The sequence below is a fragment of the Marinobacter sp. UBA2498 genome (assembly GCF_002341575.1).
Classification (GTDB): Bacteria; Pseudomonadota; Gammaproteobacteria; order Pseudomonadales; family Oleiphilaceae; genus Marinobacter; species Marinobacter manganoxydans.
In genome coordinates, this window is record NZ_DDOI01000111.1 from 418 (window position 1) to 3,431 (window position 3,014).

The window sequence follows — 3,014 nt, forward strand, 5'->3', positions numbered from 1 at the left end:
CCGTCACGCCTTCCTCAGCCACAGCGGCGCGAATCTTCTCCAGATCCCCGCCCGGATCGACTACGGCTGCCCGGCGCGTCTTTTCGCACCAGATCAGTGAGCAGTTCTGCTGGAAAGGCGTGACCGGAATGATTCTGTAGTTCAGTGACATACCTGTTCTCAATCGCTGAAGAAATGGCTAGTGCCATCAGTTTACTGGAACTTCCCGCGTAACAACGAACGCGCCCCGCAAATCGCCCTCGGAGAAGCCGGTCGCCTTGTCTTCAGGATAGAGTTCAGCCAGTTTTGCCTTCACCTCCGGGGCGATGGACTTACCATGACAGCCAAGGCAAAGTTTCTGTGTCGGGATGGCGCTCATATATTGGAACGCCGGCTGTCCGGACGCTTCGGAGACCTGCCAGACCTCCACCGGTTTTCCGTTCTTTACCGGCTGTCTGTCCATGGCCAGCAGCTGGATCTCCTGCCAGTCGGTCGGGGTGTTTTCCGGGTTCCGGACTTTCAGACTGGTCCGACTGATGACCCAGCCGCCGCTGCTGTTGTTGCTGGCGATTTCCGGTGCCACAGTCTTGCAAACACCAATACCGTTTGTGAGGCCGCCTTCTTTGATGGCCGCCTGGAGCGCCTGCTTCAGTGAGCCGCCGAAGCTTTTCACCAGGGAACGTGCTTCGGCAACCATTGCTTCCGGGCTATCTGCTTGGGGTTGCGCGAGAAGTGGCATGGAAAGCAAGGAGCATAGCAAGGCTGTTGTGATGGTCGGTTTGGTCATTGAATCTCTCCCGGGCTTCTTGGCTTTGGAATAAGTATATAACAAAGGAATAATCCCAAATTGAGCCAGGACAGATTCCGGTAGAGTCGATGAATGATTACCACGCCAGCCAGATAACGTGGCGGGCACCCTTGCCGGGTCGCAAGGCCCTCACTGTAACGGGCTCAACAGAAAATCCTGCCCGCCGCAGCCTCTCTGTGAAGGAATGCTCCTGGCCGGCAGACCAGTAGGCAAGGATGCCATCAGGTCGCAGGGCTTTCTGGGCGGCCGCAATGCCATCCGGTGAGTAGATCCAGTTGTTTTCTTTGCGGGTGAGGCCTTCCGGGCCGTTGTCGACATCGAGAAGGATGGCATCCCATTCGCCGTCGCTGTTTCTGAGTAATTCGGCTACATCACCAATGTGAACCTGCGCTCTCGGGTCGTTCAGCGGGTTGCCCGCCGCAGAGCCCAGCGGCCCGCGATTCCAGGCTTCTACTTCGGGAACCAGCTCGGCTACCGTCACCTGCGCATCGTCGCCCAGAGCGGCCAGCGCTGCTGCCAGCGTGAACCCCATGCCCAGGCCGCCGATAAGAACCCGGGGAGCAGGCTGATCGGCAATCCGTTCGCACGCCAGGGTGGCAAGAGCATCCTCCGAGCCGTGGATCCGGCTGTTCATCAATTCTCCGGTGGTGCCGGCAATTTTGATGGAAAATTCATCATTGCGTTGCAAAAGACGTAATCGGGTTCCCTTGCCGGGGATCATTGCGGTTCCGATTTCGGTAAAGCGGGCCATTGAGAAGTCCTGATGTCGGTAAGGAGGGGCAGTTTAGCTCGCCTGGAGCCAGGTTGAATATCACGGAACGAGAATCGGGGTTAAGAGAGGTGGTACCCCCGGCAGGAGCCTAAACGGATACTTAACGAATTGATATATATAGCGTTAAATCTTGGATATGGCACTGAGTACCCGCAAAAGTACCCGCAAAATCTCGCGCTGCATGCCAAGCCAAATATTGAGGCGGCCCTCCACTGCATTCAAAGATCAAAACAATTTCTTGCGCTAACCAGGAACTCGAACTATCGTAATACGACGTAATACGATAAGAGAATGTGATGAGCAAATACCCAGCACACGTAAACGTCAAGTTATCCGCAAATATCCTGGAGGAGGTGGAGCAGTACAGAGCAGAACTCGAGCGCTATATGAAACAACCCGTTAACCGTTCTGTAGCTGTCAGAATGCTGATTGTTTCGGGATTGGAAAACGAGAAGAAAAAGCCGAAAGGCTGAAGAGACGCCCCGGATCTGCGGCAACAGACCCAGGGCAACACATCGGCAACCACTTGAAGGAGTACGCCGACATGCAAAACCAGAATAACACAGTCAACGATTACAGATTCGACGCAGAAGAAGGTCGCGCTGCATCTCAAACCCTTAATGGAGGTGCGGCGATGACCGAAAACACTTTCAATCTGATCTATGGCGCAAGAACAAAACTATTCGATGCCGACGCTATGTTGATGTTTTTGAACAAAGAGGAAAATCTTCAGAGCATCCTTAACCAGGACTCGCCGGAGGTGGTTCTCAAGGCCATGATTAACCACGCGGCCAATCTCGTTTCAGAAGCCACTGGTGACGCCACAGCTGTTATTGAGGGAATTCAGAAAGCGGAAGGGGCTAGCCAATGAAAAAGATCTACCAACGCCAACAACTGACCATTCCGGAGCATGAAACTAACGATGCCTTCGATGAAGCTATCCGCGATGGCGAGTTATTCCTTTTCAAAGGACATGTAACAGGATTCGGAGTCCGGATTTATCCAGGCGGGATCTGCATACCGGATGAACCAACCACCAGAGCAGATGCTGAAGCCATACAGGCAAAGATCAGTGGTCAATTCCCGGAAGCTGAAGTGATACGGCAAGGCATGCCAGCCGAGTACGTTTCAGCTACTCAAGAGCCCATGCCAGGTGATTACTTTCACATAAGCTACGTTTCCGAAACAAAGCCCGGGGAGTGGGGGACTCACACAGATTTGAGGCATCACACTTACAAGCAGGCGATTCAGAAAATGGAGGTTCTCTGGAACGCCGGATATAGCGGAGTCACGCTTTTAAGAATCCGAGCTGATGAGCCAGTAGCAGCGGAGGCCGCACAATGAGAGACAGCGCCCTAACCCTGGACCCATACACTAAGGAAGTATCCATTCTGATAGGCGACAAGGTACACGTTTGCAGCTATCGGGAAGCAATCGAAAACCCGAGGTTTTCCG

5 protein-coding genes are annotated in these 3,014 nt (G+C 53.8%); 3 read left to right on the forward strand and 2 right to left on the reverse strand.

The window, feature by feature from the left end:
* Nucleotides 1-187: 187 nt before the first annotated feature.
* Both B2W52_RS15460 and B2W52_RS15465 read right to left on the reverse strand, forming a co-directional pair.
* Nucleotides 188-766 (reverse strand): Tll0287-like domain-containing protein, encoded by a 579-nt coding sequence (locus B2W52_RS15460; protein ID WP_050898265.1) that lies wholly within the window; start codon nucleotides 764-766, stop codon nucleotides 188-190.
* A gap of 97 nt (nucleotides 767-863) precedes the next feature.
* Nucleotides 864-1,538, reverse strand: a complete 675-nt coding sequence (locus tag B2W52_RS15465) for a spermidine synthase (protein ID WP_092033996.1) — start codon at nucleotides 1,536-1,538, stop codon at nucleotides 864-866.
* Between the two features lie 317 nt (nucleotides 1,539-1,855).
* Between B2W52_RS15465 and B2W52_RS15470 the strand changes: the two genes are divergently transcribed.
* From B2W52_RS15470 to B2W52_RS15480, 3 genes are all read left to right on the forward strand, one after another.
* Entirely contained in the window at nucleotides 1,856-2,032 is a 177-nt protein-coding gene (locus B2W52_RS15470) for a hypothetical protein (RefSeq protein ID WP_273070251.1), read from the forward strand.
* 71 nt (nucleotides 2,033-2,103) lie between these two features.
* Nucleotides 2,104-2,430 (forward strand): hypothetical protein, encoded by a 327-nt coding sequence (locus B2W52_RS15475; protein WP_273070250.1) that lies wholly within the window; start codon nucleotides 2,104-2,106, stop codon nucleotides 2,428-2,430.
* The gene (locus B2W52_RS15480) at nucleotides 2,427-2,903 is read left to right on the forward strand and encodes a hypothetical protein (RefSeq protein ID WP_273070248.1); all 477 of its coding nucleotides are present in this window, start codon (nucleotides 2,427-2,429) and stop codon (nucleotides 2,901-2,903) included. Before B2W52_RS15475 ends, B2W52_RS15480 begins: the two co-directional genes overlap by 4 nt.
* Nucleotides 2,904-3,014: the final 111 nt, after the last annotated feature.